Annotated in this window: 29 protein-coding genes; 12 read left to right on the top strand and 17 right to left on the bottom strand. The window is 70.8% G+C overall.

From position 1 onward, the window contains the following. Nucleotides 1-516: 516 nt before the first annotated feature. A complete protein-coding gene (locus ACWGID_RS12515; protein ID WP_452196545.1) occupies nucleotides 517-1,665 on the top strand; it encodes a site-2 protease family protein in 1,149 nt (382 codons plus the stop codon). A gap of 2 nt (nucleotides 1,666-1,667) precedes the next feature. Here ACWGID_RS12515 and ACWGID_RS12520 read toward each other — a convergent pair whose 3' ends face one another. Next, a complete protein-coding gene (locus ACWGID_RS12520) occupies nucleotides 1,668-2,369 on the bottom strand; it encodes a CBS domain-containing protein (RefSeq protein WP_452196546.1) in 702 nt (233 codons plus the stop codon). A gap of 209 nt (nucleotides 2,370-2,578) precedes the next feature. Between ACWGID_RS12520 and ACWGID_RS12525 the strand changes: the two genes are divergently transcribed. The 4 genes from ACWGID_RS12525 to ACWGID_RS12540 all read left to right on the top strand — a co-directional run bounded on the left by ACWGID_RS12525 (nucleotide 2,579) and on the right by ACWGID_RS12540 (nucleotide 6,221). After that, the gene (locus tag ACWGID_RS12525; RefSeq protein ID WP_452196547.1) at nucleotides 2,579-3,037 is read left to right on the top strand and encodes a pyridoxamine 5'-phosphate oxidase family protein; all 459 of its coding nucleotides are present in this window, start codon (nucleotides 2,579-2,581) and stop codon (nucleotides 3,035-3,037) included. Nucleotides 3,038-3,056: 19 nt separating this feature from the next. Then, on the top strand, nucleotides 3,057-4,805 hold the full coding sequence (locus ACWGID_RS12530) for a GAF domain-containing protein (protein ID WP_452196548.1): 1,749 nt from the start codon (nucleotides 3,057-3,059) through the stop codon (nucleotides 4,803-4,805). 97 nt (nucleotides 4,806-4,902) lie between these two features. Beyond that, on the top strand, nucleotides 4,903-5,874 hold the full coding sequence (locus tag ACWGID_RS12535) for an Acg family FMN-binding oxidoreductase (RefSeq protein WP_452196549.1): 972 nt from the start codon (nucleotides 4,903-4,905) through the stop codon (nucleotides 5,872-5,874). Beyond that, on the top strand, nucleotides 5,871-6,221 hold the full coding sequence (locus ACWGID_RS12540; protein WP_452196550.1) for a hypothetical protein: 351 nt from the start codon (nucleotides 5,871-5,873) through the stop codon (nucleotides 6,219-6,221). The genes ACWGID_RS12535 and ACWGID_RS12540 overlap by 4 nt, the downstream gene beginning before the upstream one ends. Before the next feature lie 3 nt (nucleotides 6,222-6,224). Here the strand turns inward: ACWGID_RS12540 and ACWGID_RS12545 are convergent, their stop codons facing one another. After that, complete coding sequence (locus ACWGID_RS12545; protein WP_452196551.1) at nucleotides 6,225-8,930, bottom strand: bifunctional acetate--CoA ligase family protein/GNAT family N-acetyltransferase; 2,706 nt, start codon at nucleotides 8,928-8,930, stop codon at nucleotides 6,225-6,227. A gap of 154 nt (nucleotides 8,931-9,084) precedes the next feature. Between ACWGID_RS12545 and ACWGID_RS12550 the strand changes: the two genes are divergently transcribed. After that, nucleotides 9,085-9,891, top strand: a complete 807-nt coding sequence (locus tag ACWGID_RS12550; RefSeq protein WP_452196552.1) for a universal stress protein — start codon at nucleotides 9,085-9,087, stop codon at nucleotides 9,889-9,891. Between the two features lie 73 nt (nucleotides 9,892-9,964). After that, nucleotides 9,965-10,528, top strand: coding sequence for a flavodoxin domain-containing protein (locus ACWGID_RS12555; RefSeq protein WP_452196553.1), 564 nt, complete (start codon nucleotides 9,965-9,967; stop codon nucleotides 10,526-10,528). Nucleotides 10,529-10,689: 161 nt separating this feature from the next. On the opposite strand, the gene ACWGID_RS12560 is transcribed toward ACWGID_RS12555, so the two are convergent. After that, nucleotides 10,690-11,499: a response regulator gene (locus tag ACWGID_RS12560; protein ID WP_452196554.1), complete on the bottom strand. Its 810-nt coding sequence runs from the start codon at nucleotides 11,497-11,499 to the stop codon at nucleotides 10,690-10,692. Between the two features lie 47 nt (nucleotides 11,500-11,546). Here ACWGID_RS12560 and ACWGID_RS12565 point away from each other — a divergent pair, with 47 nt between their 5' ends. Continuing rightward, entirely contained in the window at nucleotides 11,547-12,188 is a 642-nt protein-coding gene (locus ACWGID_RS12565) for a helix-turn-helix domain-containing protein (protein ID WP_452196555.1), read from the top strand. 64 nt (nucleotides 12,189-12,252) lie between these two features. Here ACWGID_RS12565 and ACWGID_RS12570 read toward each other — a convergent pair whose 3' ends face one another. The 5 genes from ACWGID_RS12570 to ACWGID_RS12590 are packed head-to-tail and all read right to left on the bottom strand — an operon-like array spanning nucleotide 12,253 to nucleotide 15,583. Beyond that, complete coding sequence (locus ACWGID_RS12570) at nucleotides 12,253-12,495, bottom strand: SHOCT domain-containing protein (protein WP_452196556.1); 243 nt, start codon at nucleotides 12,493-12,495, stop codon at nucleotides 12,253-12,255. Continuing rightward, nucleotides 12,492-13,070, bottom strand: a complete 579-nt coding sequence (locus tag ACWGID_RS12575; RefSeq protein WP_452196557.1) for a flavodoxin family protein — start codon at nucleotides 13,068-13,070, stop codon at nucleotides 12,492-12,494. Before ACWGID_RS12575 ends, ACWGID_RS12570 begins: the two co-directional genes overlap by 4 nt. Nucleotides 13,071-13,083: 13 nt before the next feature. After that, the gene (locus tag ACWGID_RS12580) at nucleotides 13,084-14,040 is read right to left on the bottom strand and encodes a universal stress protein (RefSeq protein ID WP_452196558.1); all 957 of its coding nucleotides are present in this window, start codon (nucleotides 14,038-14,040) and stop codon (nucleotides 13,084-13,086) included. Further along, nucleotides 14,033-14,971: a universal stress protein gene (locus ACWGID_RS12585; RefSeq protein ID WP_452196559.1), complete on the bottom strand. Its 939-nt coding sequence runs from the start codon at nucleotides 14,969-14,971 to the stop codon at nucleotides 14,033-14,035. The genes ACWGID_RS12580 and ACWGID_RS12585 overlap by 8 nt, the downstream gene beginning before the upstream one ends. A gap of 42 nt (nucleotides 14,972-15,013) precedes the next feature. Next, a complete protein-coding gene (locus ACWGID_RS12590) occupies nucleotides 15,014-15,583 on the bottom strand; it encodes a hypothetical protein (RefSeq protein ID WP_452196560.1) in 570 nt (189 codons plus the stop codon). A gap of 186 nt (nucleotides 15,584-15,769) precedes the next feature. Here ACWGID_RS12590 and ACWGID_RS12595 point away from each other — a divergent pair, with 186 nt between their 5' ends. From ACWGID_RS12595 to ACWGID_RS12605, 3 genes are all read left to right on the top strand, one after another. Beyond that, nucleotides 15,770-16,159, top strand: a complete 390-nt coding sequence (locus ACWGID_RS12595) for a hypothetical protein (RefSeq protein ID WP_452196561.1) — start codon at nucleotides 15,770-15,772, stop codon at nucleotides 16,157-16,159. A gap of 97 nt (nucleotides 16,160-16,256) precedes the next feature. Then, nucleotides 16,257-17,225, top strand: a complete 969-nt coding sequence (locus ACWGID_RS12600; RefSeq protein ID WP_452196562.1) for an Acg family FMN-binding oxidoreductase — start codon at nucleotides 16,257-16,259, stop codon at nucleotides 17,223-17,225. A gap of 28 nt (nucleotides 17,226-17,253) precedes the next feature. Beyond that, a complete protein-coding gene (locus ACWGID_RS12605; protein WP_452196563.1) occupies nucleotides 17,254-18,129 on the top strand; it encodes a universal stress protein in 876 nt (291 codons plus the stop codon). Nucleotides 18,130-18,153: 24 nt separating this feature from the next. On the opposite strand, the gene ACWGID_RS12610 is transcribed toward ACWGID_RS12605, so the two are convergent. Next, nucleotides 18,154-19,206, bottom strand: coding sequence for a zinc-dependent alcohol dehydrogenase family protein (locus ACWGID_RS12610; RefSeq protein WP_452196564.1), 1,053 nt, complete (start codon nucleotides 19,204-19,206; stop codon nucleotides 18,154-18,156). Between the two features lie 202 nt (nucleotides 19,207-19,408). On the opposite strand from ACWGID_RS12610, the gene ACWGID_RS12615 reads away from it, so the two are divergent. Then, a complete protein-coding gene (locus tag ACWGID_RS12615) occupies nucleotides 19,409-20,287 on the top strand; it encodes a universal stress protein (RefSeq protein WP_452196565.1) in 879 nt (292 codons plus the stop codon). A 72-nt stretch (nucleotides 20,288-20,359) separates the two neighbouring features. Here the strand turns inward: ACWGID_RS12615 and ACWGID_RS12620 are convergent, their stop codons facing one another. From ACWGID_RS12620 to ACWGID_RS12655, 8 genes are all read right to left on the bottom strand, one after another. Beyond that, on the bottom strand, nucleotides 20,360-20,608 hold the full coding sequence (locus ACWGID_RS12620; RefSeq protein ID WP_452196566.1) for a hypothetical protein: 249 nt from the start codon (nucleotides 20,606-20,608) through the stop codon (nucleotides 20,360-20,362). A gap of 19 nt (nucleotides 20,609-20,627) precedes the next feature. After that, nucleotides 20,628-21,131, bottom strand: a complete 504-nt coding sequence (locus tag ACWGID_RS12625; RefSeq protein WP_452196567.1) for a DUF2231 domain-containing protein — start codon at nucleotides 21,129-21,131, stop codon at nucleotides 20,628-20,630. A gap of 70 nt (nucleotides 21,132-21,201) precedes the next feature. Continuing rightward, nucleotides 21,202-21,657: an FMN-binding protein gene (locus ACWGID_RS12630; RefSeq protein WP_452196568.1), complete on the bottom strand. Its 456-nt coding sequence runs from the start codon at nucleotides 21,655-21,657 to the stop codon at nucleotides 21,202-21,204. Continuing rightward, a complete protein-coding gene (locus ACWGID_RS12635) occupies nucleotides 21,654-22,238 on the bottom strand; it encodes an FMN-binding protein (RefSeq protein ID WP_452196569.1) in 585 nt (194 codons plus the stop codon). The genes ACWGID_RS12630 and ACWGID_RS12635 overlap by 4 nt, the downstream gene beginning before the upstream one ends. A gap of 13 nt (nucleotides 22,239-22,251) precedes the next feature. Then, a complete protein-coding gene (locus tag ACWGID_RS12640) occupies nucleotides 22,252-23,670 on the bottom strand; it encodes a ferredoxin reductase family protein (RefSeq protein ID WP_452196570.1) in 1,419 nt (472 codons plus the stop codon). 64 nt (nucleotides 23,671-23,734) lie between these two features. Further along, complete coding sequence (locus ACWGID_RS12645; RefSeq protein WP_452196571.1) at nucleotides 23,735-24,343, bottom strand: DedA family protein; 609 nt, start codon at nucleotides 24,341-24,343, stop codon at nucleotides 23,735-23,737. Between the two features lie 175 nt (nucleotides 24,344-24,518). Next, nucleotides 24,519-25,367: a universal stress protein gene (locus ACWGID_RS12650; protein ID WP_452196572.1), complete on the bottom strand. Its 849-nt coding sequence runs from the start codon at nucleotides 25,365-25,367 to the stop codon at nucleotides 24,519-24,521. 13 nt (nucleotides 25,368-25,380) lie between these two features. Further along, entirely contained in the window at nucleotides 25,381-26,274 is an 894-nt protein-coding gene (locus tag ACWGID_RS12655) for a class I fructose-bisphosphate aldolase (protein ID WP_452196573.1), read from the bottom strand. Between the last annotated feature and the right edge of the window lie 96 nt (nucleotides 26,275-26,370).

Here is a 26,370-nt window from a genome sequence, read left to right on the forward strand (position 1 = left end):
TCGGCCGGCGTCGCCCCCCACCTTCCCCCCCCCCGGGCCCCCCCTCTCTTGCGTTCGACCCCCGGGCCCCCCCACCCCCCCCCCCACCCCCCCAATTTGGGGGCCGGGCCCCCCCCGCCGCCCGCGCACCTGTGGGGTCGAGGCCAACACCCCTCTGTGGCCTCACCCCCCGGGGGTGGCGCGCGACACCTGACCCCCCGGTCGTCGGGTCACCGGACCCCTGATACCGGCTCCCACACCACCCACAGTGCCCGAGCGACCGCGGCCGACGGCAGGGCCAAAGGTCCCGAACCCGGCACCGGCCCACAGCCGCCGGCTTTCGGTCCGAAAGTCCCGCGTTCTCGGGACCCAACGCCCTTCTGTACAGCGCGTTCGCGAGATCCACTGGTATCAGGCGGAGGAAGCCCGGTACGCAGGTACGGAGAAGCGGACCCCAAGCCGCGCACCGTACAGCTCGTCCCGCTGCATCAGCGGCGGTGGACTTCCTCCGCTCCCCGGCGCCCAGCAGGAGGGCAGATGAAGCAGACCGTGAGGTTCGGCCGGATCTCGGGCGTGGAGGTCGGGGCCAACTGGTCGCTCATCGTGCTCGTCCTGCTGGTCGCCTACGGGTTGGCGACAGCCGTCCTGCCGGAGCTCGCGCCCGGACACCAGGCCGGCGTCTACTGGGCGATCGGCATCCTGGCCGGTCTCTTGATCGCCGGCTCGCTGCTGCTGCACGAACTCGCACATTCGGTGGTTGCCTTGCGGGCTGGGATTCCCGTCCAGCGCATCACCCTATGGATGCTAGGAGGGGTGAGCGTGCTGGGCGGCGAGCCGGCTTCACCGCGGACCGCGTTCTGGGTCTCGGCGTCCGGGCCGCTGATGAGCCTCGGGCTGGGGCTCGGCTCCGGCGTACTCGCGCTGCTGCTGAACATCGCCGGGGCGCCGCAACTGGTGGCCGCCACGCTTGTGTGGCTCGCCGTGATGAACGTGTTCCTCGCCGTGTTCAACCTGCTGCCGGGTCTGCCGCTGGACGGTGGCCGGATCCTTCGTGCCGCCCTCTGGTGGCGCACGGGCGACCCGAACCGGGCCGCGCTCTCGGCGGGTCGGGCCGGTCGCGTGATCGGTGTCGTTATCGCGGGCATCGGGCTCGCCGAGTGGGTCACCGGCCGCTACACCGGCCTGTGGCTGGTGATGATCGGCTATCTCATCGTCACCTCGGTCACCGCCGAGTCACGGACCGCCCGGCTGCGGATCGCGCTCGGGCCGACACCGGTCGCGGCCGCGATGTCGGTCCCGCCAGTGACGGCGTACGCCGCGATGCCGATCGACCGTTTCGTCGCGGATGCGATGACGCGGACCCGCGACGTGGTGTTCGCGGTGGTCGATCTCGACGCCCGCCCGACCGGCACGGTGTCGCTGCGCCGGCTGGCCCGGGTTCCTGTTCACCAGCGAGCCGGTCTGACGATCAGGGCGGCCCAGCGACCGCTGAACGACGTACCTGTTGGGCACGCCGACGATCTGCTCGGCGATCTGGTCATCCAGATGCCATCAGGCCCGGACGAACTCGCGCTCGTCGTCGGGGGCGACGGCCGGTTGGCCGGAGTGGTGCACGGGTACGACGTGACGCGCCTGGTGCAGCTCGCCGCTCTCCGGCCGTCAGATCAGGAAACGACGTCCGCCTGAACTCACGAGGGGCGTCGCAGCTCGGGGGACGGTGTCGGGTCCGGCTTGGCCGCCACATCGTCGTACCCCCAGGTCAGCAGGTTGTCGACGCCGACGACACCATCGACCGCGGCCGTCAGCTTCCCCGCGACCAGGGCGGTACTGCGCTCGTCGACCTCACCGGACAGCGTCACCACACCGTCGTTGACGCGGATCTCGATCGTAGCCGGGTCGGCCCAGAGTCCCCGCTCGACGATGTCGTGCCGGATCTGGTGCAGGATCCGGTCGTCGGCGGCGAGGAACGTCTTCAACAGGTCCGAGCGGGTGACGATGCCGGTGAGGTCGTCGCCGCCGGTCACCACCAGCCGGGTGATCCCGTGCGCCGCCATCGCCCGCGCCGCTTCGGGAACGGTCGCCGTCTCATCGATCGTCACCGCGGGCCGCGACATGAAGTCACCGGCCAACCGGCCGCCGGCGGACGCCGAAGCGCGCCGCTGCCGCCGACGGGCCAGCCAGGACCGCTTCGGTTGTTGCTGGAACTCCTCTTTGCGGAGCAGGTCGGTCTCGGAAACCACCCCGGCGATACCGCCGCGCCGATCCAGCACCGGTACGGCGCTGATGTGCTGCCCGGCGAGCAGCTCGACCACTTCCCTGTACGGCGTGTCCTCGGCCACCGTGACGACGTCACGGGTCATCACATCGGAAACCTGCAACGGACTAGTCATGGCGACCGGCCTCCAGTCTCTCCGGGTCTCACCTCCAGAAAACAGCGCGCCGGCTCGCCCCGGCAGGGCCTCGGGTCCCGGGTCCTGCGGTCCAAAAGTCCTTCCGCACGCGGCTGCCGGTTGAGGACTTTCGGCCCTGGCTCCGGTCCACCGCCACCTCCAAGGTTGAACCGTGGGCGCCCCGGTCCACGGTGCCTGGAGGATGTCCGATGACGATGCCCCAACAGTTCGACCGCTCCCGGCTCGAGATCCTTGGTACGGCGGAGTGCCTCCATCTGCTCCGATCGGTGCCGCTCGGCCGGCTGGTGTACACCTATGCCGGTCTCCCGGCGATCCGGTTGGTCAACTTCGTGGTCGACGACGACACCATCGTGTTCAGCACCGGGCCGGGTGACAAGTTCCGGGCCGCCGAGCGCGGTGACGTGGTCGCGTTCGAGGCCGACAACGTGGATCCCGAGCGGCACACCGGGTGGACCGTGACCGCGATCGGGCACCTGTCGGTCGTGACCCGCGACGAGGCCGACGCACTGCGCCGTACCTTGCCGCTGCACTCCTGGATGCCGATGGACGAACCGCAGTTCGTACGGCTGGGAGTCGAGTCCGTGCAGGGCCGCCGCCTGGTGCCCTGGGGACAACGCCCAAGATTCGGGAGTTCCCACAATGTGTGACGGTACGTAGGCTGGTGGGGTGGTCAATGGCTCACGGGCAGGACGCGGGAGCTGGGACGAGGGGGCGCTGGAGTACGCCGGGTTGTCTCGGGTGCGTCTCGATGCCCTGCTCCAGGAGCTGCTCGGCCGGGTCGACGAGATCATGGAGCACCAGGACCGGCTCCGCGCGCTGCTGGACGCGGTCGTCGGCATCGGGGCGGACCTGGACCTGAACAGCACCCTGGACCGGATCGTCACGGCGGCCTGCGAACTGGCCGGAGCGCGTTACGGAGCCCTCGGCGTGGTCGGACCGGACGGCAAGCGGCTGGTCCGGTTCATCACCTACGGGGTGGACGACGACGAGATCTCCGCGATCGGGGCGTACCCCGAGGGACACGGCATCCTCGGCCTGCTGATCGAGCACCCCGAACCGATCCGGTTGCACGACCTCGCCGAGCACCCGCGGTCCTACGGATTCCCGACCAACCACCCGCCGATGAGGAGCTTCCTCGGGGTCCCGATCCGGACCCGCGAGCACGTCTACGGCAACCTGTACCTGACCGAGAAGACCGGGGGCGCCGACTTCACCGAGGACGACGAACGCGCGGTCACCGCGCTCGCCGCCGCGGCCGGTGTGGTGATCGACAACGCCCGGCTGTACGCCGACACCGAGCAGCGCCGGCGCTGGCACGAGATCACCGCCGAGATCACCCAGCTGATGCTCGGCGAGTTCGACGCCGACCAGGCGCTGCAGCTGATCGCGCAGCGGTCCCGCGAGGTGTCCGGTGCACATGTCGCGGCCGTTCTGCTGGTCGACGCCGACGAGCTGGTCGTCCGCGCCGTCGACGGTCCGGCCGCGTTCACGAAGTACCTCGGCCGCCGGATTCCCGCCGATCTGCCGGTTCTCGGCCGGGCCAGTTCCGGGACCAGCGAACAGGTCGTGATCGAGGACCTCGCGCAGTTGCTGAAGGATTCCGGTGGGCTGACCGAGTTCCCCGAGGGGGCGGCCCTGGCGCGCACGACGCTGGCGCCGTTGCCGTCCGGCAGTACGCGCACCGGTGGTGTGCTCGCAGTCGCGGCCGAACAGGGCGTGAGCACTCGGGTCGCCGAAGGCGCCGACCTGGTGAGAATCTTCGCCGGCCAGGCGACCCTGGCGCTGGAGCGTGCCCAGGCCCAGCGGGATCGCGACATGCTCGCCGTTCTCGAGGACCGCGACCGGATCGCCCGCGACCTGCACGACCTGGTGATCCAGCGGCTGTTCGCTACCGGGCTCCAGCTCCAGGGCATGAATCGACTGGTCCGGCCCGAGCACCGGGACCGGCTCAGCCGCGCGGTCGAGGACATCGACACCACGATCCACGACCTGCGGGCCGCGATCTTCGAGCTCCAGCAGACCTCCGACAGCAGCTCGCTGCGCGGCGACATCCACACCCTGGTGGCGGAGTACGCCGGTCCGCTCGGTTTCCGTCCACAGCTGATCTTCAGCGGCCCGGTCGACACCGTGGTGCCGGCGGCCGTCCGCCCGCATATCCTCGCCGCCGTCCGCGAGTCCCTGTCGAACATCGTTCGGCACGCGGAGGCGTCGGCGGCGACGGTCGAGATCGGTGTCGACGCCGGCCAGGTGCTCGCCCGGGTCTCCGACAACGGGATCGGTATCAACCAACGCAGCCGCAACAGCGGACTGCGCAACCTGGCCGAGCGCGCCGAGGCGCTCGGCGGCACCGTGGACATGACGGACAAGGAGCCGCACGGCACGGTGGTCGAGCTGCGCGCGCCGCTCGGCGACTGACGGCCGAACGGCCTCCCGCGATCGGGACTCTTGCCCCCAGCGCCACGCCCTTGCACCGGCGAACCTGGAGATGGAGAACCAGTGGGAGGAGCATCCCGTGTCCGATCAACTCCCCGCCAAGGACGTCGAGGATCTGCTCGCGGCGGCGGTCGCCGCGCCGAGCATGCACAACACCCAGCCGTGGCGCTTCGAGGTCGAGGGCCACGTGGTCGACATCTACCTGGAAGGCTCCCGTACCCTGCCGGCCGAGGACCCGACCGGACGGGCGATGCGGATCGCCGCCGGCGCCGCCAGCTTCAACCTCCGCTGCGCGGCCGAGAGCCTCGGGTACGGCGCCTGGTTCGGGCTGGCTCCGTACCCGGATGAGCCCGATCTACTGGCCCGCATCGTGCTCGAACCCACGGCGGCCCGTAACGACGAGCTCCGGGACCTCGCCGAGTACATCCCGCACCGCCATACCGACCGGAACCCGTCCGACACCACGCCACTGGCCGAGAACGTCCGGGTGGCGTTGATGCGCGCCGCGTACGCCGAGGGCGCCGAGCTCACGTGGCTCGGCAAGGACGGCGTCCACACGGTGCTCGACATGGTGCTCGACACCGACCTGCGGGAGATCGGCGACTGGCACCGGCGGGCCGAACGGGCACGCTGGGTCGGTGGCGACCGCGCCGCCGACGGCGTACCCAGCTCGGCTCTGGGCCCGCGGTCGGCCAGCTACCCGGCGATCGTCCGCGACCTGGCCACCAGGCCGAACGACCGGAGCCGTGCCGAACGGAAGTTCGAGGAGCATCCGGACATCGCCGTGCTCTCGACGGCCTTCGACGAACCGAGCGACCAGGTGACGGCCGGGGCGGCGCTGGAGCGCGTGCTCCTGACGGCGACCCGGGCGGGGGTGAGCGCCTCGTTCCTCAACCAGCCGCTGGAGTTCGACGATCTGCGGCCACGGGTCCAACTGCTCACCGGACGGCCCGGGCACGCCGACATGATCATCCGCTTCGGCCACAGCCGGCCGCACCGCGGCGCCGCCCGCCGGCCCGTCGCCGAGTTCCAGGCGAAGGAGCAGTCATGACCACCTTGCGCCAGGAGATCGACCGCTGGGAGGCCGATCTCACGAACATCGCCGAGAACAGCCTCGCCGACAACTGGTTTCTCGAGGAGCGCCGGCTGACCGAGGCGCAGCACACGATCGTCGCGTTCCGCGGCCGGATCCTGCCGATGATCACCGCTCAGCAGCCGCACGACACGATCGTCGCCGACGAGATCGAGCATCTGGTGGACGCGCTCGAGGACCTGCGCAACGACCTGTTCCGGACCGTGCACCCGGTCGAATCGCACCGGGAGATCGCCGAGTCGGTCGCTGCCCTGCGCGCGCTCAGCCGAGTGGCGCTCCGGTTCGAGCGAACCTACGCGTCCTGAGCCTCACGCGTCGTCGCGACGGAGATGGCGCGCGAACCAGTCGGTCTCCGGCTCCGCCGAGGCGAGCCGGACCCGGATGTCCACGGCGAAGGCCCCGGACGGGGTGGCGATCAACGGGTTGATATCGAGCTCGGCGAGTTCGGGGACCTGACTCGCCAGCCACGCGATCCGGTGCACGACGTCGAGAACGGCCTCCTGGTCGGCGGCTCGCGCACCGCGGTAGCCGGCGAGCAGCAGCGCGCACCGCAACGAGTGCACCATCTCGCGTGCGTCCAGATCCGTGAGCGGCAGGCCACGCCACTGCCGATCGGCCAGTACGTCGGTCAGCACGCCGCCGCTGCCCGCCATCACGAGCGGCCCGAAGCGCTGGTCCCGCACCACGCCGATCACGAGCTCGGTCCCGTCCGGCGCCATCGCCTGCACAAGTACTTGTGGGTCACCCGTCGCGCGCGTGATCTCGTCGTACGCGACCCCGACCTGCGCGGAGTTCGTCAGCCCGACGCGCACGCCGCCGATGTCGGTCTTGTGCAGTACGCCGGGCGCGCCCGTCTTCACCGCGATCGGATACCCGGCCGCCTCGGCCGCCGCGATCGCCTCTGAACGCGTCAGCGCCGGCACGACCGGGATCATCGGCACACCAGCGCAGTCCAGCAGCAGACCCGCCCGCCGAGGATCCAGCCACCTGCCTCGAGGCATCCGCTGGAAGAAGCGCTGCACGACCGCCCGCGCGCCCACCGAGTCGACTCGCGCCAGTTCCGGTACGGCGCCCTGCGGTCGCGCCCGCCACTCGGCGTACTGCACGGCATGGGCCAGCGCCCGGACCGCACTCTCGGGGAACGGGAACACCGGCAACCGACGGCCGTCCGCCAGTGCGATCTCGGGCGCTGCGTTCGCCGAACCGACACAGTTCACGACGAGCGGGTGCAAGGCCTCGTTGCCGGCCGCGGCGATCGCAGCGTAGATCTCATCGACCTTGCCGGCCCGGGTCGCAGCGTAGTTCACCACGATACTGTCGATCTCAGCACTCGTCTTCAGCACCCGCAGGGTTTCCGTGAGAGACGCCGGCGACGCGGCCGCTCCGAGGTCGACGGGGTTCGCCGTACCCACGGCGCCGGTCGCCGCGAGCTGCTCCTGGACGGACGGGCTCAGCTCTGGCAGCTCCAGCCCGAGCCGGCCGGCCGCGTCAGCCGCGAGGATCCCTGCGCCACCTGCGTTGCCAACCACAGCGACCCGGCGGCCGTGCGGGAGCGGCGGGACGGCGAGCAGACGGGCGGTCTCCACCAGTTCCTCGACCGTGTCCATCCGCAGTACGCCGGACTGCGCGAACAGCGCGTCGACGGCGGTCTCGGGTGTTGCGGCCGCCGCGGTGTGTGAGGCCCCGGCCCGGCGACCACCGGCCGAGCGTCCGCCCTTGACCACCAGGATCGGTTTCGTCCGGCCGATCATCCGGGCCAGCCCACCGAACTTCCGCGGGTTGCCGAACGACTCCAGGTACAGCCCGATCACCGCGGTTCGTGGGTCGCCCCACCAGTGCAGCAACATGTCGTTGCCGCTGACATCGACCTTGTTACCGAGCGAGACGAACTCCGAGATGCCCAGTCCGGTCTGGCCGGCATGCTGCAGCACCGCGATCCCGACCGCGCCGGACTGCGCCGCGATGGCCAGCGCGCCGGGCCTCGGTGCGAGCTCCGCGAACGTCGCGTTCAGACTCACCTCCGGAGCCGTGTTCACCAGGCCGAGGCAGTTCGGGCCGATCAGCCGGAGGCTGTGGCGGCGTGCGACCGACAGCAGTTCGCGCTGCAGCTCGCGTCCGGCTGCGCCGAGCTCGGAGAACCCCGACGTCAGCACGACCGCGCCACCGACACCACGGTCACCGCACTCGGCGACGACGGCCGGTACCTGGTCCGCCGGAACCGCGATCACCGCCAGGTCGACCGTCCGTGGCACGTCCGCGATCGAGCGGTACGCGGGCACGTCCGCGATCCGGGCCGCGTGCGGATTCACGGCGTACACCGAACCGGTGAAACCGCCCGCGACGATGTTGCGCAGGAGCTCGTGGCCGATGCCGCCGGGCTCACGGCCGGCGCCGATCACCGCGACGGTCCGCGGCGAGAACAGCCGATGCAGGGAGCGGTTCTCCGCCGCCCGCTCGCGATCGGCCATCCGCTCCAGCGTCACCGGGTGGTACGCCGTGTCGAGGACCAGCTCGACGACTCCGCTCTCCAACCGGCGGACCTGTTCGAATCCCGAGCCGGCGAGCAGTCGCAGCATCTTCGCGTTCTCGCCGAGCGTGTCCGCGCGCAGTCGCTGAATGCCGTGCTCGCGGCCGGTCGCGGCGAGCTGCTCGAGGAGCAGCGTCCCGATCCCCCGCCCATGCACCGAGTCCTGCAGCAGGAACGCCATCTCGGCCTCGCCCGGGCGCAACAGCTCGTAGCTCGCGATCCCGACCAGGTCACCGCCGTACTCCGCGACCAGCGCGACGTGACCGTCCTGATCGGCGGCCAGGTGCCGCGTGTACTCGTCGGCCGACCGCCGGTTGATGCCGAAGAAGCGCAGGTACATCGACTCGTCCGAGACGCGGCCGTTCATCGCCTGCAGGGCCGGCTCGTCGTCGCCGCGGACCGGCCGGATGCGGACCACCGATCCGTCCGACGCCAGTACGTCCCAGCCCGCGTCCGGCCGGGTGCCCGGCTGGTCGATCGCCGTCATGACCGCTCCCCCTCCGACACCCCACCGCACCACTTTTAGAGCACCGCGGCCGGGCGGTGCCCGGCCAGTGCCGTCCGGTCCCGTCGCCCGGGACCTTCGCCTCTGGGTGGCGAGCGGCGTGGATCGCGACGCTGAGCTGAATGAGGGGAAGCGCATGACGGGGAAGTACGTCGTGGTCGGTATCGACGGCCGTCCCGACTGCGAGAACGCGATCCGCTGGGGTGCCGCCGAAGCCGCCGTGCGGGGTGTCGGTTTGCGGCTGGTGCACGCGTTCGTCTGGTCGGAGTTCCACGTGCCGCTCGGCCCGACCGATCTCGCACCCGGCCTGCGCGCCCAGGCCGAGGGGATCGTCGCGGACGCCGTCGACCTGGCCCGTAAGTTCGAACCCGGCGTCTCGGTGACGGGCAGCAGCGTCGACGGTTTCCCGGCCGCGGTGCTGCTCGGCGAATCGCGGACCGCCGCCCTGATCGTGATCGGCAGCCGGGTCACCGGACGGCTCTTGGGGATGGTCGTGAGCTCCGCGGGTGTCGAACTCTCCGCGCACGCCCACTGCCCGGTGGTCGTCGTACGGCCGGCCGACGACTCGCTGGCCGGCAGCCGGATCGTCATCGGGTACGACGGTTCCGCGCTGGCTCGCGCCGCGATCGAGTTCGGGCTCGAGTACGCGAACCGCCACGAGCTTCCGGCCCGGATCGTCGCGGTCACGGACAAGAGCGGTGACCACGACCTGCTCGCCGGGATCCGGCAGTACGCCGGCGATGCCGACCTCGTACGCGTCAGCGGTCACGAGTCGGAGCTGCTGCTCGAGTACTCCAGCGACGCGCATCTGCTCGTCGTCGGCTCCCGCGGGCGCGGCGGTCTCGCCGGTCTGCTCCGCGGATCCGTCAGCCAGACCATGCTCCGGCAGGCACCCTGCCCGGTCGCCGTCCTTCCGCCGGCGGCGATCGAAGGTCCCGGATAGGCCGGGCCGTTAGGCACTCCCGGCGTCGCAGGACCGACTGCTGTGCTGGACGTGACCGCGAAGGAGGTCCCTGATGCCCAAGAAGGTTCTGGTCGCGTACGCCAGCAAGGCCGGCTCGACCGCCGGCATCGCCGAGGCCATCGGCGCGGAGCTTCGGATCCATCATCACGAGGCCGATGTCGTCGACGTCGCCGCGGTCAAAGACGTCGAGGCGTACGACGCGGTCGTCCTCGGCAGCGCGATCTACGTCCGCCGCTGGCGCCGGGACGCCGTACGGTTCCTGAAGCACAACGCCGACGCGCTCCGCACGCGCCAGGTCTGGCTGTTCCACAGCGGTCCGGTCGGGCCGGACAGGGACCAGGACCAGGCGATGCCGCCCACCGTACGGCGCCTCGCGCACGAGATCGGGGCGACGCCGGCGATCACGTTCGCCGGCCGTCTCGACCCAGCCAGCGCGCACGGCTTCCTGGCCCGGCGGCTGGCCACCGGGAACCTCGCCGGCGACTTCCGTGACTGGAACCGGATCCGCATCTGGGCCGCCGACATCAGCGCCGCCCTCCACGCTGCCGAACGCAGCACCTGGCACCGGACACCCGTCCAGGACGAGACCACACGTCCGGCCGGCTACACGCCCTAGGGCGTGTCTCCCAATCCCCCGCCTACTGCGCGGCACTCGGCACGGCACCTCGCCGCACGGGATCAAAGGCCACGATGCTCCGCATCGAGACCTTCGCTCCCGCGCACCGATGCACCGCACCGAGCACCTGCTCGCTACGGCGCGGGATTGGGAGACACACCCTAGCGCTGCTGCTTCTTCGCGTGCTCGATGGCGAACACAGCGGCCTCGGTACGACGCTCCAGGCTCAGCTTGCGGAGCAGTGACGATACGTAGTTCTTCACCGTCTTCTCCGCGAGGTAGAGCGACTGGGCGATCTGACGGTTCGTCTTGCCCTCGGCGATCTCGGCGAGGATGCGGCGCTCCTGCTCGGTCAGGGCGGCGTACCGGGGATCTTCGGACTCCGTAGGATGCCGCAGTCGGTCCAGCACCTTCGCGGTCATGCTCGGGTCGAGCAGCGATTCGCCGGCAGCGAGCCGCCGTACGGCGTCGATCAGGGCCTGGCCGTGGATCTGTTTGAGCAGATATCCGGCGGCACCGGCCATGATCGCGGTGAACAGCGCCTCGTCGTCGGAGAACGACGTCAGCATCAGACAGGCCGGCGGTTCGTCCATCTGCGAGCGAACCTCGCGGCAGACCGTGATCCCGTCGCCGTCGGGCAACCGGACGTCGAGGACCGCGACGTCGGGGCGCACGGCGGGGATCCGGGCGATCGCCTCCGCAGCGGTCGACGCGTCGCCGACGACCTCGATGTCCGGCTCACCGTCGAGCAGCTGGTGCAGCCCGAGCCGCACCACCTCGTGGTCGTCGAGCAGGAACACCTTGATCGTCATCACCGTCTCCTTCGGCAGCACGTCGTACCCCCGCCCCAGCATCGCCTCCCGGTCGCGCAGGCCGCCAGGGACCACGGTCCCGGCCGGGCGGGACCTTCGGCGTCCCGGTGGCTTCCGGCCCAGGCCCCCGGTGACCTCGGACCCTGACCACGCCGCCATCCCGATGATGGTCTGGAACCGGACGATCAACCGAGAGGCAGACTCCGATGGACCCACAGCTCGCGGACCGCCCGGACGACCTGGGCAGCCGGATCCGGTACCGCCGGCAGGCGCTCGGCCTGACCAGGGCAGAGGTCGCCGACCGGGCCGGTCTGAGCGTGGCCCGCGTCGACCACATCGAGACCCGCCCGTTCACCCTGACCGGCGCCGAACTCGTCCGGCTGGCGCAGGCCCTGGACGTCAGCGTCGAGGGCCTCACCCACGCCGACCGGCCACGGACTCCCGTGCGACCGCCCGTCGCGCCGCACCTCGAGCCGATGCGAGCCGAAGAATGCCTCCGGCTGATCGAGAGCCGCTCGATCGGCCGGATCGCGTACGCCGGAGTCGGCGAACTGATCGTGATCCCGGTGAACTACTGCACTCTCGATCGGCTGATCGTGTTCCGGACCGCGTCCGACAGCGCCGTCGCGCAGTACGACCTGGAGCCGATCGCGTTCGAGCTCGACTTCGTCGACGAGGGGATGCGCGACGGCTGGAGCGTACTCGTCAACGGCACCGTCCGCCCCGCGGTCGACCTGGAGATCGAAGCCGTCCGCGACCGCGTCGAACCCTGGGCCGGCGCCCCCCGCGACACGTACCTGGTCATCGACCCCCACCACATCACCGGCCGCCGCATCCGCTCCTGGTAACAGCACTTTGAGCCCGTACCAACCAGGCGGCCCGAAAGTGGTTGGTGGGGGCCCAAAGTGCTGGTCAGAGGTCGATTTCGTGTTCGCGGAGGCGGGCGCGGGCCTCGTCGAAGTCCTCGTGGGTGATCTCGCCGGCGGCGTACCGGCGCTCGAGGATGTCGAGGGGCGACGGCAGGGTGGGCGGGGGCGGGCGGCGGCGCGGCCGCAGCAGCCGGATCGCGACCCAGGCCGCGGCGCCCGACACCAGGACCCAGATGACGATCAGAGTCACGGACCAGAACGCGGCCCCCGCTGCCGAGTGCATCATCGTCTGTTCACCTCCCGGACGCGACCGGGGCGAACCCGCTCAGCGGCCCGGAACTGCCGGCCGAGCTCCCGGCCCCAGCTCCGCGCGCGCTCGATCTCGGCCTCGCGGATCGGGCCGGTCGAGTCGTTCACGAAGAAACTCCCGGACTCCCCCAGCTGTCGATACCCCATCCGGCGCAGCAGCTTGGCCGCCGACCGCGCCGCCGAACCGGGCAGCCGCCGGACCTTGGCGATCCTGGTGTCGAAGGTCGCCATCCGCGGCGCATCCGTCCCGGATCCGGCGGCCGGCTCGAGCGCCGCCAGCCACTCGCGGATGCCGACCTCGATCGGCATCACCACGTCGGCCTGCTTCCACGCCTCCTGCCGGGTGGACGCCCGGCTCATCGAGAACGTGTGCGTCGGACCGCCGACGACCAGCAGCCGGACGTCGCCCGGTACGGCGCTCGGCGCCCGGTTGACCGCCACCGACTCGGTCGGGACGTACCGTCGCAACCCATCGCGGACCGCCCGCGCGATCCGCTCGGTGTTCCCGAACATCGACTCGTACACGATCAGGGCACGAACGGTCTCGGACATGATGTGCCTCCGTTCAGGACGTCGGGACCACGGCACCCGCAGCGGTCTCCAGCCGAGCGGCGTCGAGGCGATCCTCAGTAGCGGTCGGGTGGTGCGGGACGATCGCCACCGGGCAGGTCATCGCGGCCATCGAGCGCCGGGCCACGGGATCGATCGGCAGCGCGCCGGTGTGCGCGCCGACCACGATCAGGCCGACCTCGCCGCTCTCGTGCACCAGCGCCGCGGCCGGTGGACGGCTACTCAGGAAGCGCGTCACCTTCACCGTCGGGTACCGGCTGGTCCACGGTGCGAGCGTGGCCGACAACAGGTAGTCCGCGCGACTGATCCACGAGCCCTCCGGGTCCGCGTCCGCGAACGGCCGCTCGGCGGGGATCCCGGCGTGCACGACGATCAGGTCGCCCTCTCGGCCGGTCGCGACGCCGAACGCGAACTCCAGTGCCTCGGCAGACAGCGTCGTACCATCGATGCCGACAGCAACCTTCCGGTCGTGCAACGACGGCTTCCAGGACAGCGGGACGACGATCACGGGGCAACCGGCCCGCCCCGCCAGCGTGAGATTGGCCTGGGTGTGGACGAGCCGCTGCGGACCACGGCTGCGGGACCGGCCGACCACCAGCATCCGCGCGTTGCGCGCCGCGTGCGCGAGGACCCGGAGCCGCGAGCCCTCCTCGGTGATCGCGGCCAGCTCGGCCGCGTGCCTCTCCCGGTGCCGCACGTGCGCGACCGCCGCGCGCACCGCGGCGTCGGCCAGCTCGGCCGGTGACTTCGCCGCGAACTCGGACATCATCGGATCATCGAATCCGGCCGGGCCGTCTGGACCGTGCAGCGAGCGCGGCCCGTACGGAGCGAGCAGCACAAGTTCCGCGCCGGTCCGCAACGCCTCGGCGGACGCGTAGTCCACCACCCGCAGGTTCTCCGCGGTCCCGTCCACTTCCACCACGACAGGCCCGGTCCGGTTCCACTCAGTCATCTTTCTCACCTGGCGCTCCAGCAGGTACGACGGCCAACGGACAGGTCACGTGGTGCAGTACTCCTCGGGTCACCGAACCGGCCACGAACGACGCCAACCGGGTGTGGTGGCGGGTACCGACGACCAGGAGCCGGGCATCGGACTGTTCGGCGGCGGTGACCAGACCGTCGACCACGTGGCCGCGGCGGACCTCGACCTGGAACGTCACGTCCGGGTACTTCCGGCGCCATCCGGTGGCCAGGTCCTCGAAGTACCGCTGGGCGGTCTCGGCCCACTCGGCGCTCACGGCGTTCGTCGCGTCCCAACTGTAGACCGGCGGGATGTCCCAGACATGCACGATCCGGACCGGCAGGTGCCGTTCGGCGGCCGCGCTGATCGCGAACTCACGGACCGCTGCCTCCTCGGCGGAGCCCGCGGGCTTGTCGGCCCGCCCGTCGGCTGGGCCGTCCGGAGCGCCGTCCGGAGGGCCGTCCAGGGCGACCAGCACCGGACCGGTGTGGTCGGACGGTTTCCAGTGCTCCGGCACGATCACCACAGGTACGGCGGCGTGCGCGACGACCGCCTCCGACGTGGAGCCGATCAGCAAGCGCTTGAAGGTACCGAGTCCGCGACGGCCGACGACCAGCATCCGGCTGCCCGTGGCCGCGTCTGCCAGGCTGCGGGCGGGTGGGCCGACCGTCAGGTCCATCTCGTGATCGGGGGCGTCCGGCGTCTCGTCGAAGTACTTCTCGATGTCGTTCACCAGATCCATCGCCGCGTCGTCGACCAGTTCCGGGTCCCAGCCCGGCACTCGCCGGAGCTGCTCGTCGATCACGTGCACCACTTGGAGGGGCTCCTGCCGGAGCAACGCCTCCTGCAGGGCCCATTCGAGCGCGCCGGTGTCCCGCCAGGAGCGGTCGACCCCTACGTGGATCACCGGCTTCACGGTCATTGTGCTCACTTCTCGCTCACCCCCCGCTCGCGCATCGTTCGTTCATCGCAGCCACGGGTACCGGCGGACCGGGTTCAGCCCGCTCCACCACCTGCCCAGGCCCCACACGTTGCCAGCGGCAACGAGTGCGAGGACGATCACGGTGATGGCGCCGAGGATGTGGTCGTCGATCACCGGGTTGGTCTGCGGCGGCAGGTTCGCGGACCACATCAGCAGGTACAGCAACGCCCCGGCACCGGCGGCGATCCGCATCCCGATGCCCAGCGTGAGCGCGAGGCCGATGCCCGCCAGCCCGATCATGAACAGCGGGCTGACCCACCAGTCGCCGGCCAGCGAGCGGTAGAAGCTGTCCAACGGGCCGGTGGCGCCCTTGAGGAAGCCGGCAGTCACGTCGCCGCCGTCGACCCAGCCGTGGCCCGACTTCGTCGCGTAGCCGAGGCCGAACAGTTTGTCGAGGAAGGCCCACAGGAACGTGAGGCCGTACGCGATCCGCAGTACGGCGAGTGCGCGGCCGGCCGCGGTGGTGATGATCGGGTGCCGATCGCCTTCAACTTGCACAGTTGTTCGCGTCGTGGGAGCCGGCAGGTGCTGCCGGTGCGATGTGGTGGCCATGATGTCGTCCCTTCACTCGAGTCCCGCACTTCGATCGTGGAATCTGCCGGCGCCGGCGGTCAGAGCCGTTCTCACCTCACTCGCGGGAGCCGAACGGCCCGCCGGTCCCGGGACGTATGCCGCTGTGCATCGCGCGGCGGGCGGGCAGACGCTGAAGCGGGAGGAACATCTGTCGAGGAGGGGCCGATGCTGACCGACCAACTGTCGACCGAGGCCCGCGGCGTCCTGCTGCAGGCCGCCGGTGCAGCGGCCGGGGACCACGTCCGGCGACCGTTGCGGCTCGAGGTCGACCAGGACTGGATCGATGTCCGGCTCGACGGCCTGACCGCCCGGCGGGACTTGGTCGCGCGCCGAGCGGATCGCGACCGGCGCCGCGGCGCTGAACCTCCGCTGCGCCGCCGCGTCGCTGAGCTACGACGCCTGGCCGGCCAGCTACCCGGACCTGCACGACCGCGGCCTGGTCGTCCGGATCATGCTCCAGCCGACCGGCCTGCCCGATCAGGACCCGGACCGGTATGGCGCTGCAGCGCGTCCTGCTCACCGCCCTCGCACACGACGTGCGAACGACTTGCCTGAACCCGACGCTGATCCGCTTCGGCGGATCGGCGGCAGAAACGGACACACCCATGACTACCCGGAACGACCGAGTCACCCGCGCCACCACGGAGACACCATGAATGCCGTACTGACCGAGGACGAGGTCGGCATCCTGCTCGCCGCCGCGGCGCACGCACCGTCCCTGCACAACACCCAGCCGTGGCGGTTCGAGGTGCACGGCCCGGTGCTCGACATCCTGCTCGACGAGGACCGGGCGCTGCCCGCGGCCGATCCGTCCGGACGGGCTGCCCGGATCGCGATCGGCGCCGCCGCGTTCAACGTCCGCGTCGCCGCTGCCGTCCTCGGGCACGAGGCGAACCTGGCCGCGAACCCCGATCCGGCCTTTCCCGAGGTCGTGGCCCGCGTCTTCCTTGCCGACCGCCGGGCGCCGGTCTCGGACCTCGCCCGCTTGTACGGCGAGGTTCCCGCGCGGCACACGTATCGCGGTCCGCTGCTCGACCACCCGGTTCCGCAGCGGGTCCGCGACCAGCTCGACGCGGCCGCCCGCGCCGAAGGAGCGAGGCTGCACTGGCTCGACGCCGCGACGGTGGCAGAACTCGGCGTGCTGCTGCGCCAAGCGGACGCCGCGGATCTGCACGACGAGGACCGGGTGCACGAGCGGATGCGGTGGGTCGGTGGCGACCGCGTCGGCGACGGTGTCCCGGAGAGCGCTCTCGGACCGGTGCCGGTCGGCTCGGCGTACGTGCGTGATCTGTCCGCCGGCGTCAACGTCCGGCAGCGTGATCGGGCGGTCTTCGAGCTGCACCCGGCGATCGCCGTACTCAGTACCCGCGGCGAGGACAGCGACGGTTGGGTCGGTGCCGGCGTCGCGCTCCAACGCGTGCTGCTGGTCGCTACGTCGTACGACCTGACGGCGTCGTTCCTCGATCAGGTGCTCGAGCACCCGGAGCCCCGGTTCCGGGTCCGGGAGCTGATCGGCGGCCGGGCGTGGCCGCAGATGGTGCTGCGGATCGGCTACCCCGCCGGGCCCACCGGGCACGCAGCGCGGGTGCATTGGCGCGACGTCCTCGACGAGCGGTTCTGACTACCTGTTCTGATAGGAGGAGACACTCATGGCGTCAGCGTCCGCGCCGATCGTGATCGGGTACGACGGTTCGCCCGGCAGCACGTCGGCTCTGCAGTGGGCCGCTGCCGCGGCGGATCGTGCGATGGCACCATTGCGAATTCTCGAAGCCTTCGAGATCGTCATCGTCACGCGCCCGACACCGGGCCACGTCGTTCCGCTCGAGGCGGTCCGAACGGCCCGCCAGCAAGCGCTTGACGACGCCGCAGACAGCATCCGGGCCCAGTACTCCGGGCTGCGGGTCGACACCGCCCTTGTCGGCGGGGCCGCGCCGAAAACGCTCGTCGACGCGGCCCAGGACGCCCGGCTGATGGTCATCGGATCCCGCGGTCACGGCGGCTGGAGCGGACTGCTGGTCGGCTCGGTCGCGGTCCAGGTGACCATGCACGCCGAGTGCCCGGTCGTGGTGGTCCCACATGACGCGCCGTCGCACGCGGACGACGAGACACCCGTGGTCGTCGGAGTCGACGGGTCGAAGGCCTCGGCGCGGGCCATCGGCTTCGCCTACGATCAGGCCGATTCGTTGCACACTTCGGTAGTCGCCGTGCACGCCTGGAGCAGCCCGTTCCACCGCTACAACGACAACGTGTCGGAGCTGGAGTTCGACGAGGAGACGATCCGCGAGGAGTCGCGGCTGCTTGTCGCCGAGTCCGTCGCCGGCGCGGCCGCGGATCACCCTGACGTGGCCTGGACGACCGAGCTGGTCCCGGGATCCGCGGCCGAGGGCCTGGTACAGCGATCCGAGTCCGCACGCCTACTCGTCGTTGGATCCCGCGGCCGCGGCGGCTTCACCGGCCTGCTGCTCGGCTCGGTCAGCCAGAGCGTCCTGCACCACACGAACTGCCCGATCGCCGTCGTCCGTTGATCGGGCAGTCCGCTGGACGAACCGCTACTCGACGCCACGCTCGCTGAAGAGGGCGACCTTGAGTGCGCCGGTGGTGGCGGGGTCCGAGAAGACGTCGTACGCGTCCTGCATCTCGTCCAGCCCGAACCGGTGCGTGATCAGCCCGGGGAGCTCGAGCCGTCCCGCGGCCAGCATCGAGAGCAGCTTCGGGGTCGAGGACGTGTCGACCAGACCGGTGGTGATGGTGACGTTCTTGATCCACAGGTCCTCGAGGTGCAGCGTCGCCGGCGCGCCGTGGACGCCGATGTTCGCGACGGTGCCGCCTGGGCGGACCAGACGGGTGCAGAGCTCGAAGGTCGCCGGGACGCCGACCGCCTCGATCGCGACGTCGGCGCCGAGCCCGCCGGTCAGCTCGCGGATCTTCGTCTCCACGTCCTCTTCCGGCCCGAGTGCCAGGTCCGCGCCGCGTTCAAGTGCTGCCTTGCGACGCGAGTCGGCCGCATCGACGACCACGACGCGCGATGGCGTGAAGAGTTTGCTGGTCGCCAGCGCCGCCAGACCGATCGGGCCCGCTCCGACGATCACGACCGTGTCGCCCGGCGAGACCCCGCCGTTCAGGACGCCGACCTCGAACGATGTCGGCAGGATGTCCGCGAGCAGCACGGCCTCCTCGCTGCTGACGTTCTCCGGCAGCTTGTAGACGGAACGGTCCGCGAACGGGACCCGGACCTGCTCGGCCTGCGTACCGTCGATCAGGTGCCCGAGGATCCAGCCGCCACCGCCCAGACACTGCCCGTAATGCCCTTGCCGGCAGTACTCGCAGCGGCCGCACGCGGTGATGCACGAGATCAGCACCCGATCGCCGACCGCCACTCCGCGAACGCCGTCCCCCACGGCCGTGATCGTCCCGACCGCCTCGTGGCCGAGGATCCGGCCGGACGCGACGGTCGGCACATCGCCTTTCAGGATGTGCAGATCGGTGCCACAGATCGTCACCGCGTCGACGCGGACGATCGCGTCCTCGGGGTCCTGGATCACCGGATCGGGCACCTCGTGCCAGCTCCGCTGCCCCGGACCGTTGTAGACCAATGCCTTCATCACGAACCTGCCTTCATCACGAATCTCGCCGGACGAAACTTCCCTCCCTTCGACCCTGGAACCCGCGGCGATCGGTGGCAGCGGCCGAACAGCCCGCCTGGACCGGGACCTTCGGTGCGCCCGTTCGGGACCTTCCGTCCTGCCCGCGCCAGTTGCGCGCGACTTGACTGGAGCCGCAGGAGTCCAGCCCCTGGAGGTGCCCATGTCCCCTCAACTGTCCCCTCAACTGCCCGTGCTGGTGGGAGTCGACGGATCGCGCGACGGCCTGATCGCGCTGACCTGGGCAGCGTCGTACGCCGTCCTTCAGCACTCACCACTGCACGCGGTGTACGTCGTCGACGACGAACGGCAACAGCCCGCCGCCGCGCCGCCCACCGGAGCGGACGACGGCACCGAGGTGCTCGACGACGCCCTGCACGAACTCGACCGGCTGCGGTTCCGGTCCGCTTCGCTCGAGGTCCGCCACGGTCACCCGGCGCAGACCCTACTCGCTCTCGCCGAGCAGTCGACCGCGCTGGTCGTCGGCCGGCGTGGCATGGGCGGCTTCGCCGAACTGGTGCTCGGCTCCACGTCCCAGGTCTGCACGGCGCTCGCGACCAAGGTCCCGCTGATCGTCGTACCGGACACCTGGGACCCGGCCGCGCCCGCGCACCGACGGATCGTGGTCGGTATCGACGGGTCACTCGAGGGCCAGGACGCATTGCGGTTCGCCTTCGAGCTCGCCGACGCGACCGGCGCCGAGGTCCTCGGCGTCCATGCGGTCGACCTCGGCGAGACCTACCCGGACCCGAACGTCTGGATCGATCCCAACCAGCAGCCCTGGATCGAGTCCGCCGACGACCTGTTGGCCCACACGCTCGAGGGCTGGGCCGCGAAGTACGCCGACGTACCCGTGCAGCGTCGTGGCGTGATCGATCATCCGGTCCTCGTGCTGGCGCGCGAGTCGCAGGCCGCCGACCTGGTCGTGGTCGGCGGCCAGGGCCGGACGGCGTTCTCCGAGCTGCGGATGGGGTCCGTGGCCCGCGGCCTGCTCTACCACTCACACTGTCCGGTCGCCGTGGTCCACCGGCCGGAAACCTGATCTGGACCGCGCCGTCGTGCCCGGCCGCCGTGTCGTCACCGCCGCTGTCCCGCTCGGTCTGCTGATCGCGCTCTACTGCGTTTTCCTTGCCGCCGGCAACTTGATCCCGGGGCGCGCGATGACGGCCGGCATCCTGATCTGCGGCGGCGTGCTCACACTGGTCCTCGCCGACCCGCACGATCCGCCCGTGGTCAGCTGGCTCACGCCGATCCTGGCCGTGCCCGCGACCGCATGCGCCGTGCTGGCCATGGCCTTCGCGCCCACGCTGTTCCGTACTCTGGCGATCGCGATGCTGCTGACTTTGTGGACCGTGCAGCTCACCGAGCACGTCTCGTTCGGATCAGGGACGCGCGGCCCAGTCGTTCCAGCTCGCCTTGGCGCCGGAGTCGCCGATCCGTACGACGTCGTACACAGCGGCCCCAGCGACGAGGACAGCGACCACGGTCAGCGCGGCGGTGAGGCTGCCCGAGCTGGGCGCGAGGAACGTGCGCTTGGCCGGCGTACGTCCGGCGGCCTCCCGCTGCCGCCACCAGAGCAGGACCGCCAGCACAGCGACGCCGACGGCGGCGTAGATGGCGGTGTCGCCGAGCTCGGCGTGCCGATGGATCAACGGGTTCGGTGAGAGCCGGCTCTCCAGCCACTCCCCTGCGCTCGTCGTGATCGGCACCAGCACTACGACCAGCAGCGACAGGACTGCGTTCGGCCCAGCGAGCCGGCGCCTGGCCGCGGGCCACAGCGCGGTCAGGGCCAGGAGGACCGCCGACAACGGCAGGAGGACGACGATGGCGTGCACGAGAAGCACGTGGGCCGGGAGACCGTTGACTGTCTGCACTGTCTGGATCACGTTCCTTCGACTCGGACGAGCTGGAATCAGTCAGGCTGGCAGTGCGATCTTGGAGGTTTCTTGGAAGGCGTCATCCCGCCGGCCGGAAATGCGCGGCGTCGAGTGCGGACTGCAGGGAGCGGCGGTAGCCGTCCGAGGTGAACGTTGCCCCGGACACCGTGTCGATGCGGGCGCTCTGCGCGGCAACCGCTTCCTGCTCGAGTTGCGGTAGCGCGAACGAACTGATCTCCCGGTCACGCCCGCCCGACGCCGGATAGACCAAGGCGGTCACCGCGGTCAGCCGGTGCCCGCGGACGCTGATCCGGACCTGCACCGGTCCGTACCGCGTGTCTTCCGATGATCCGTTCGCGGTCAGGTCAGTGGACCCGGACTTCGGACTGACAACGCCTGGTGCGGCCGCCGCCGGCGCCGACGCGGTCGAGACATGGTTCCGGCTGGTCGGGTACAGGAACAGCAGCACCAGCAGTACGCCGGTACTCCCGCCCACCACCAGATTGCGCCGGAGCCGCTCCGAATGCGTCTTCATCGCGCACCGGCCTGGTGCGCCGCATCCAGGGCCGACTGCAGCGACTGGCGGTACCCCTCGGAGGTGAAAGTCGCACCGGAGACAGTGTCGATCTGCGCGCTCTGTGCGGCGAGCGTCTCGTGGTTGAGCTGCGGGACCGCGTTGCTGTTGATCTGATCGGTCTGCCCGTCGCCGCTGGGATGCTGCAGCGTGTGCGCCTTGGTGATCCGCCCGCCGCGCACGGTGATCTCCACCTGAACCGGCCCGTACTGCGTGTCCACCACGCCCCCGGCGACGGTCACCGCTGCCGCGGTGGGTCGAGCGGTCGAGTGCGGCGTCGGTGCAGCGGTCGATCTCGGCGCCGTCGGAGTCGTCGGGATGCGAGGGGTCGGAGCGGTGCTCCGGGGTGGTGGCGAGGTCCGGTGGCCGGTGCGTCCGGGCCGCGGGGAGGGCTGCGTGCCGCCCGCTCGCTTGGAGTGCTCCGTGGGAACGACCACGGCTGCCGTCATCCCGTTGTGCGACGACTGCAGACTCGCCCGGAACGCGACCGCGACCACGGCGGTCGTCGCAACCGTCATCAGCACCTTGACCCCGCGCCTCATACACATGCTCCTCTCACCACGAGAACCGTTCCTGGTGCAGTCGCTCGGCCGGCAGTCCGGCTGCGAGAACTGCCGTACACACCGCATCCATCCAGCGATCCGGTCCGCAGACATAGACGTCGTACCCCGTGATCCCCGGCACCAGATGCCGTACGGCGTCCTCGTCGGACCAGGACCGTGCGCTCTCCGGAAGCCACGACGCGCGGTGCTGCAGCCGCGGGCCGAGCAGGTAGTACAGGGCGATGCCACGGCGCTCGGCCAGCTGCTCGAGCTCGCTGCGGAACACCAGGTCGGCCTCGCTGTGCGCGCGGTAGACCAGGATCGCGTTGCCCGGCCGGTAGTCCAGTTCCTCGAGCAGCGCGCGGAGCGGGGTGATGCCGATGCCACAGCCGAACATCGCCACCCGGTCCGTCTCCCGCCGCTCCGCGGTCAAGCGCCCGTACGGTCCCTCCACCGCGACCCGCGTGCCGGGCCGCAGGCGAGCGAGCCGGCTGCTCCCGTCGCCTGCGGCCTTCGCCGTCACCCGGAGCCGGTCCGGCGCGGGTGATGCCGACAACGAGTACGGGTTGCCCCGTGACCATCCCGGACCGTCGAGGAACCGGAAAACAAAGTACTGCCCGGCGCGAACCGGCAACCGGTGCAGACCGCGACCACCAAGTAGTACGGTCACCACGCCGGGCGCCTCGGGGATCACCTCGCTCACTGTCAGTCCGTGCCGCAGCGTCCGCCACGCCGGCAGTGCCAGCCGGTACAGCAGGATCGCGCCGAGCGCGACTCCGTACGCCGACCACCAGTAGACCCGCGCGAGCCTCGAGGTCGTGAAGTCCGCGCCGGTCCAGATCTCGTGCGGCACGGACAGTCCTACGCCGATGTACGCGTACAGATGCAGGAGGTGCCAGGACTCGTACCGCAGCGCTCGCCGCGCGACCTTGACCGAGGTGACCACCACCAGCGTCAACGCGATGGCCGCCGCGGTCGCCAACAGCATCCCGCCGTACGTCGTGACGACGGTCCACGTCTCACGCAGAAGGTTGACGTGGTCACGCAAGGTGTAGCCACCGAGGATCAGCACGATGTGGACGAGGAGCAGGTTGAACGACCAGAACCCGACCAGCCGGTGTCTGCGCGCCAGCTCGTCCTGACCGTAGCTGCGCTCGATCATCGGCACTCGCGCCATCAGGAACACCTGCACGAGCAACAGATCCGCCGCGACCAGCCCCGAGAGCCGACCCAGCGTGGTGAGCAGGTCGGCCGGGCCGCCGGCCAGGTTCTGCAGGCCACGCCCCGACACCCAGAGCGCGATCACGACCAGCGAACTCGCCCAGCAGGCGAGGCCGATGGCGTCGCGCCACCACGCCGGGGTCGCGCGAACCCGGCGTACGCGCACTCTCCGCGGCCGGGTCGTCACTTGCCCTGGGCCGCGGTTCGTCATGCTCCGACGATCGCCCTGCATTCTTAGTCGTTCCTTGGACGCTTCCCGCGCCGGACGAACCACGTCAGCGTCGGGACCTCCGGTGGTGCACTACCAACGCTACGACGATCGCGATCACGACCAGGCCGAGCAGCACGCCGCTCACGACCCCCAGGCGTTGTTCGAGCGCCCGGTACGATGCACCGGCCAGATAGCCGCCACCGGCCACCAGGACGGCCCAGATAGTCCCGCCGACGACATTCGCGACGGTGAAGTGCGACCGCTGCATCCGGCTCATCCCCGCGATGCCGGGCACCAGTGCACGGAACGCTGCGGTCCACCGCCCGAGGACGACCGCCACGGCGCCACGGCGGCCGATCAGTGCGAGGGTCCGCTCGATCTGTTCCGGTCGCCGGAAACGCCGCGGCAGCCGTTCGAGCACCCCGGACCCGTACCGGCGCCCGACCAGGAACCCCACTTGATCACCCGCGATCGCACCGACCGCTGCCGCGACCATCACTGCCCACAGCGGCAGCCCCCCGGCGTGCGCGACTACGCCGCCGACGATGACCGCGGTCTCCCCAGGCACCACGAGTCCGAGGAACGTCGAGGCCTCGAGCGCCGGCAGCAGACAGACCACCGCGAGCACCAGCCACGCCGGCAGCTGGGCGAGCCAGTCGAGGACGGCGCTCATCGACTGGTCCTCCGCGCTGGTCGCCACAGCTCGTCGGCACCCCAGGGCGACCAAGCCGAAGGGTGGGTGAGCTGCCGCATCAGCTCACCCACCCAGCTGTTACCCGGCCACCGGGTCAGTTCGTCAGCTGCCACAGTCCCGCGCTCCTAGCCGAGGACCTGTCTGGGCGACCGCATCAGGATGTCTCGTGCCGGCGGACGACCGCGACCGGTGAGTCGGCTTGGTGTAGCAGGCTCTGGCTGACGGAGCCGAGCAGCAACCCCTTCACGCCGCCGCGGCCGCGCGAGCCGACCACGACCAATGACGCCTTCCCGGACAGTTCGATCAGCCGCGCTGCGGCCCGGCCGGCGACGACAGCGGCATGCACCCGAACGGTCGGGAACTTGTCCCGGTACGGTTCCAGGCTGTCGGTCAGCCAGCCCTCGAGCAGTTCGTCCGTGCTGTCGACCGACTCGGAAGGATCCGCCTGTGGATGCCAGCAGTACGCCACCTCCAGCGACTCCCCCGAGCGGGCCGCCTCCTCGAACGCGAAGGTCAGCGCGTCCTCGGAGTCCGGCGAGCCGTCCGTGCCCACCACGATCGGCCCGGCCCGGCCCGTACCGCGGACCACGACCACCGGACACGGCGCCTTGGAAGCGACGGCGATCGCGACCGAGCCCAGCACCGCGGCCGACATCTTGCTCCGCGACCGGGTCCCGACCACGACCAGATCGGCCCCGACGGCCTCCTTCAGGAGGGCGTGCGACGGGTCCACCGGGGCCAGCCAGCCGGACGCGGCGTCCTCCCCGAGCCGCTCCCGGGCGTACTGCAGCGCCTCGTCGAGCTCGAACTGGAACTCGTCCACCGGCATCTCCGGCGGCGCGTAACCGGACATGCCGGCGGCCGGCCACGGGCCGAAGTCGCTCTGGTAGGCCCGCACCACCCGCACCGGCAGGTTCCGCTGTTCGGCCGCGCCGACGGCCCACCGCAGCGCGAGGCGGCTCTCGGGCGAGCCGTCGACGCCAACGAGGACGTACTTGGTCATACCGGCGTTCCTCTCAGTCGCTCGGGTGCTGGACGAGAATCTCCTTCAGACCGTCGACGAAGGCCAGCGACTCGTCGTACTCGCGCTGCCAGACGTTCCGCCCGAAGATCAGACCGAGACCGCCGGCGTCCATCGCCTGCTCGGCCTTGCGGTACATCGCGTCGTCGCCGGACCGCTCGCCGCCGGAGACCAGCACCAGCGTCCGGTTCGCCGAGCGCACCACACCGTCGATCGCTTGCTGCGGAGTGAAGATCTCCTCGTACGGCGGTCTGACGTTGTCGCGCTTCGCCGGTTGTGGGAAGTTCACCTTCACCACGTCCGCGCCGAGCTCGCTCGCCACCCGGGCCGCGTAGTCCACGGCGTAGAACGAGTCCTTACCGCCCTTCGCCTCGATCGCCGTACCGCGCGGGTAGGCCCAGACGACCAGTGGCATCCCGAAGCGCTCGGCGTCGGCGCGAACTCGCCGGTACTGTGTGAAATCGGCCTCCTGCGCGGGCGAACCGACGTACAAGCTGTAGCCCACCGCGTCGGCCCCGAGGCGCACAGCGTCCTCCACACCGGCGTGCACCGGCGACAGCGCCGCGGCGTCGGGTGGGATGTCGGTCTTGCCGTTGAGTTTGAGGATCAGCGGGATCTCACCGGCATAGTCCCAGAAGAACTTCTCCGCCAGCCCGATCTGGATCGCGACGCCGTTGAACTCGCCCGCGATCGCGAGCTTCATGATGTACGCCGGGTCCGCGGACCGCGGATTCGCGAAGAAGTCCCGCGGTCCGTGCTCCAGCCCCTGGTCGTAGGGCAGGAACAGCGCCGTACCGTTCCGCAGACCGTGGTCGAACAGGATCCGGCGCAGCCGCGCCTTCTTCCCGGCCGCCAGGCCGAGCTCGTTCAACGATCCGCGCTTCTGCATGGCGATCGCCTCCCCACGACCACTCTGATCCGCGCCGCCGAGGTCAGGGCAGTGCCGTCGGCCCTCGATCTGGCGGGACCTTCGTCGGCTCCGCAG

The sequence above is a fragment of the Kribbella sp. NPDC054772 genome, from assembly GCF_053611945.1.